Origin of the sequence: Acidovorax sp. HMWF018 (genome assembly GCF_003061035.1) — a bacterium.
GTDB classification, from domain to species: domain Bacteria; phylum Pseudomonadota; class Gammaproteobacteria; order Burkholderiales; family Burkholderiaceae_C; genus Acidovorax; species Acidovorax delafieldii.
Genome location: NZ_QAIM01000203.1, coordinates 1 through 3,558 on the forward strand (window position 1 = coordinate 1; position 3,558 = coordinate 3,558).

Annotated in this window: 4 protein-coding genes; 2 read left to right on the plus strand and 2 right to left on the minus strand. The window is 65.9% G+C overall.

The window, feature by feature from the left end; all coding sequences use genetic code 11:
* On the minus strand, positions 1-715 hold a 715-nt coding region (locus DBR23_RS07440), incomplete at its 3' end, for an MFS transporter (protein ID WP_146191270.1).
* Between the two features lie 55 nt (positions 716-770).
* Entirely contained in the window at positions 771-1,658 is an 888-nt protein-coding gene (locus tag DBR23_RS07445) for a hypothetical protein (protein ID WP_233250319.1), read from the minus strand.
* 134 nt (positions 1,659-1,792) lie between these two features.
* Here DBR23_RS07445 and DBR23_RS07450 point away from each other — a divergent pair, with 134 nt between their 5' ends.
* Together DBR23_RS07450 and DBR23_RS07455 are read left to right on the plus strand one after the other, a co-directional pair.
* Entirely contained in the window at positions 1,793-2,524 is a 732-nt protein-coding gene (locus DBR23_RS07450; protein WP_108497817.1) for a helix-turn-helix transcriptional regulator, read from the plus strand.
* A gap of 289 nt (positions 2,525-2,813) precedes the next feature.
* On the plus strand, positions 2,814-3,558 hold a 745-nt coding region (locus DBR23_RS07455), incomplete at its 3' end, for a TetR/AcrR family transcriptional regulator (protein ID WP_108497818.1).

Below are 3,558 nucleotides of genomic sequence, written 5' to 3' on the forward strand. Positions count from 1 at the left end.
CCAGCTTGAGGTTGCGCCAGGTTTCGGTGAAGGGATTCCAGTTGATGGTGAGCCCCGGGTCGGTGGCAGGCACCGAGGGAATGAACTGCGCCACCGCGCGTCCCGCCAGGGCCGCCACCACACAGGCCACGGCCACGGTGGTGTGGCCGATGCCTGGCAACGCCACCAGCAAACCACCGGCCACATTGCCCAGCAAGATGGCTACAAACGTGCCCATCTCGACCATGCCGTTGCCACCCGTCAGCTCACGCTCGTTGAGCACCTGGGGCATATAGGCAAACTTGACCGGGCCAAACAGCGTGGAGTGCACGCCCATCAAGAAGGTGCACAGCAGCAGGATGGGGATGTTGCCCGCGATGAAGCCCACGGCCGCCACCAGCATGATGGCGATCTCCAGGTTCTTCACGAAGCGGATCATCTTCGTCTTGTCGTACTTGTCGGTCAGCTGGCCCGACGTGGCCGAGAACAGCAAGAACGGCAGGATGAACAGGGCGCCGATCACCAGCCCCGCCATGGCCGGCGGCAGCCAGTCCACACTCAGCTGGTAGGTCACCATCACCGTGAAGGCGAACTTGAAGAGGTTGTCATTGGCCGCGCCGGAGAACTGCGTCCAGAAGAAGGGGGCAAACCGCCGCTGGCGCAGCAGGGCAAACTGGTTCGGGTCCTCGTGCGTGGGTGCGGGGGCCACGCTGGTGGAGGCGGTGTCGGGGCTCATGCGTTTCTCCTCGTTTCCGATGGGTTGGCTTGTTGGAATTTTCCGGACCTGCGCTTCATGCGCCGGATCTGCGGGCGACACCCACGGCGTGGGCGCCATTCTGCCCGGACGGCATGACCCGCGGCATCACCGCCGCGTCACTGTGGCGCAAAGCCACCAGCGATCCCAGTGCCGTCAGCACCGGCCAGGCGGCGCCCGCCGCCAGCACATGCTTGAGGCTGTGGCCCGACACCCATCCGCCTGTGGCCTCGAACACCGAATGGTCTGCCGCCTCCAGCAGCTTGGCCAGGGCGTACAGCACCACCACCACGCCCAGGTGCAGCGCCAGTCCGCCGACGCGGCGTGGCAGGCATGCCAGCGCCAGCACCACCAGCAGACCGCCCAGTTGCACCACGGCCCACGGCAGCAGGTTGCCGGTGTGCACCCAGGCCCACACGGCCAGTGGCCCCGCCAGCAGCACGGCACTTGCAGCGGCCACGCCCGCCCGCGCGCTCACCCGGCTGGCCGCCGCCAGCCCAAGCAGCCCCGCAAAAGGCAGCACCATGCCCAGACGGTCCCACAGCAGGCCCGCGTCCTGCGGCTGCCAGTGGTACAGAGCAGAGCCTGCGGCGGTGCACAGCAGCCCGCCAAAGAACAGGGCAGCCAGCGCACGGGAGATGGCGTCCAGCGCGGCCGACGGCACGCGGCGCAGCACCCACCAACCCCATGCACCTGCCAAGGCAAAGGCCAAGTTGCTCAACACATCCAACGCGCAGGGAATGCCCCACAGCGTGCGCAGGTCGGCAAAGTCATGCTGGTGCGCACTGGCGGGCAGCACGGGGCCGAACAACGCCAGGGCGAGCAGCGCAGCCGCGCCCAGCAACAGGCCGGTTTCGGCACCCGACAGTCGCGACAGCGTTGCCAGGCCGCGCGCACGAGGGGGAGTCACAGGAGAAGAAGACATCACACACACCGTAGAAAGTGAACGATGCCGCGCAGTGTGGGTAGCGGCGCCATCGGTGGCCTCAAAAAGTCGCGCAAGGGGCTACCCACGCACCTTCGGGTATTGATAATCGATACCCAGGAGCCCCCCCCACCATGAGCACGACCGCCGACCTCGTCACCGCCCTGAAAAAGGAACTCAAGACCGCGCAGATGACCTACGCCGATCTGGCGCAGGCGCTGGGCATGGCCGAGTCCAGCGTCAAACGCATGCTGGCCAGGGGCGACATGCCGCTATCGCGCATCGACGCCATCTGCCGCGCACTGGCGCTGGACTTTGCCGACCTCGCCCGGCGCGTGGCCGACGAGCAGCCCTTGCTAAAAGAGCTGGCCCACGAGCAGGAAAAGGCCGTGGTGGCCGACAAGAAGCTGCTGCTGATGGCGATCTGTGTGCTGAGCCAGTGGACGCTGGAGCAGGTAACCGGCTACTACCGCCTGACCGAGGCCGAGGGCATCAAATACCTGGCGCAGCTGGACCGCATCGGCATCATCGAGCTGCGGCCGCTCAACCGCTACCGCCTCAAGCTGGCCAAGACCTTCCGCTGGCGCCCACATGGCCCAGTGATGAACTACTTCCGCGACCATGCGCTGCTGGACTACTTTGCGGGCGGCTTTGACGGACTGGGCGAAGGCGTGCTGCTGGTGCACGGCAACATCAGCCGCAGTCTGGCGCCCGCCTTCATGGAGCGCATGCAGCGCGTGGCGCAGGACTTTGCCCAGCAGCACCTGGCCGACCAGAAGCTGCCCGACCGCGAGCGCGAGGGCTACACCCTGCTGCTGGCGATGCGCAGCTGGGAGTTCGAGGCGTTTGCAAGCATGCGGCGGTAAGCCTCACGCCGATTTCGCGGGCCCCTGCAAGCGGCAGCAGTCGCTGCAAGCCAACTCCTGCCCTTGGTTGAGCGCAGCGGCCGCCTGACAGGTGCAGGGACAGGCCGCAGCGCCATGAATCAGCCTCCATTTACTATATTTTTGATAGCTATCAGCGCATGAAATACCTGCGCTTGAGGCTAAGAACGCCTCAAAACACCTGCTTGCGCCTGCCAAGAGGTGGCTTGACGCCATAAACAGAAATTACTATTCTTTAAATTGAAAATTCAACCAATTTAAGAATAGTCAAATGAAAACCACCCGCCAGCAGCAAGACGCCACGCGCCGCCAGATCGTGGCCAGCGCGGTGGACCTCATGACCCGCCAGGGCTTTGACGGCACGACGATGAAAGACATCGCCCGCGCGGCGGGCATTGGCGACGCCACGATCTACAAATACTTCCCCACCAAGGACCGCATCGTGCTGGGCTACCTGGACGATGTGGCGCACCAGGCGCTGGCCGACACGCTGCAGACACCGGGCTTTGCGGGTTACGGCCTGCAAGAAAAGCTGCAGCGCCTGACCGATGCCGTGCTGGAGCGCCTGCTGGCCGACCGCGAGTTTGTGGCCCAGGTGCGCGGTCTGGCGCGGCGCTCGCCGCTGTCGATGCTGGCCGAGCCGCTGGCCGCGCGCCAGAGCCTGCGCGAGGCGGTGGCGAGCTTTCTGGAAGCCGCCGAGGCCAGCGGCGAGATCGAGCCCTGCGACTTCAAGGGCCTGGCGGGCAGCCTTTACACCGACTACCTCGCAGGCGTGGTGACGTACTGGCTGGCCGACACTTCCGACGAATTTGCCGACACCACGCAGCTGGTGGACCTGTCGCTGGGCGTGCTGGTGCAGGCGCTGCGCGGCGGGCTGGTCAACCGTGTGCTGCAACTGGGCGGCTTTGTGCTGCGCAGCCAGATGGCCCGCATGGTGCAACACGGCAGCAGCCTGATGGGCATGCTGCACATGGCCCAGCAGGCCATGGCCAGCGCGCCCGCAGCAAGGGCATCGC

Bases quoted from the DNA above. Each gene is read 5' to 3' on its own strand.
- DBR23_RS07445 (WP_233250319.1), bottom strand. From the start codon at position 1,658: ATGTCTTCTTCTCCTGTGACTCCCCCTCGTGCGCGCGGCCTGGCAACG.
- DBR23_RS07450 (WP_108497817.1), top strand. From the start codon at position 1,793: ATGAGCACGACCGCCGACCTCGTCACCGCCCTGAAAAAGGAACTCAAG.